The organism is Streptomyces anandii JCM 4720 (genome assembly GCF_014650655.1).
Classification (GTDB): Bacteria; Actinomycetota; Actinomycetes; order Streptomycetales; family Streptomycetaceae; genus Streptomyces; species Streptomyces anandii.
In genome coordinates this window covers 234,309-235,769 of sequence record NZ_BMVJ01000008.1, presented here as the reverse complement: position 1 = coordinate 235,769, position 1,461 = coordinate 234,309, and the positions used below count along the sequence as shown (strand labels likewise).

Genomic DNA, 1,461 nt, shown 5'->3' with positions numbered 1-1,461 from the left:
CCGACTGCGCAGCACCGCCGCGGTGTTCACCACCCTGTCGGCGGTCGCCGCCACCTCGATCCTGACCGGCCCCTCGGTCGCCGAGCCCTTCTCCACCGCCCCCTGCGCCCTCCACCGCACCGACGCCCACCACTCGGAGGGCGTGGACACCTGGAACGCCTCCTACGTGCGGCCCACCCGCTCGCTGGACGCCGTGATGGTCTTCCTCTCCTTCCCGGACTCCGTCCCGCTCACCACGCCCGCCGAACTCGCCGCCGACCACTTCCCGGCCACCAGCCGCTACTTCGAGCGGGCCTCCTACGGGAAGTTCACCCTGCGCCCGCACCCGCTGCGGCGCTGGATCCGGATGCCGCGCCCCTCCACGGCGTACGCCATGCACCGCGACTGGAACGCCCGGGACCGCGCCGCCTATCTGCGCGACGCGCTCTCCGTGGCCGACCCGCAGGTCGACTTCTCGCGCTACGACGTCGTGTACCTGGTCGCCGACCCCGACGCGCCGGGCGTCGACTCGGACGCGACCAAGGTCGTCAACCTGGACACCCCGCTGCGGGCCGACGGCAAGGACATCCGGCGGGTGGTGACGGTGTTCGAACGGCATCCGCCGGACCGGCTCGTCCTCGCCCACGAGACGGGCCATGTCTTCGACCTGCCCGACCTCTACCACCGGCCGGCGGACGGCAAGGGCGACTGGGACACCTTCGTCGGGGACTGGGACCTGATGGGCAGCCAGTTCGCCCTGTCCCCGGACCTGTTCGCCTGGCACAAGTGGAAGCTCGGCTGGCTGGACCCGCGCCAGGTGACGTGCGTACGGGGCACGGGACCGACCCGGCTCACCCTGGAGCCGCTGGAGGCGGGGCCGCGGGGCTCGGGCGAGCCGGCCGCCGCCGGGCCCGCCGCGAGCGGGCCGACCGGGCCGGCGGGGCCGACTGGGCCGGCGGGTCCGGCGGGTCCGGCGGGTCCGGCGGGTCCGGCGGGACCGGCGGGTCCGAGCGGGCCGGCCGGGCCGAGCGGGCCGGCCGTGGACGCGTCGGGCGTGGAGTCGTCGGGTGCCGCCGCGCCGTCGTTCGGGCTGGGCAGCGGGACGAAGCTGGCCGTGGTGCGGACCGGGAGGGACAGCGCGCTGGCCGTCGAGGCGCGGACGCAGATGGGCAACGACGCGGGCGGGTGCCGGTCGGGGGTGCTGGTCTACCGGGTGCGCGGCGGGGCCGAGTCCGGCGGCGGGCCCGTCGAGGTGATCGACGCGCACCCGCACACCCGGGCCTGCTGGGAGAACTCCGTCTACCCGCAGCTCGCCGACGCCCCGGTCGCCGTGGGGGAGACCTTCACCGTGCCCGGGGACGGGGTGCGCGTGGCGGTGGAGAACCGTACGGCCTCGGGGGCGTACACGGTCACGATCACGCCGGGATGAAACAGAGATGGCGGGCAACTCGCGTGATCACGCGAACTGCCCGCCATCGTCAT

Annotated in this window: 1 protein-coding gene; it reads left to right on the top strand. The window is 75.2% G+C overall.

The window, feature by feature from the left end; translation table 11 throughout:
* Positions 1–1,408 (top strand): M6 family metalloprotease domain-containing protein (locus IE249_RS16940; protein ID WP_189705652.1); only part of this gene is annotated, 1,408 nt, incomplete at its 5' end.
* Positions 1,409–1,461 lie beyond the last annotated feature (53 nt).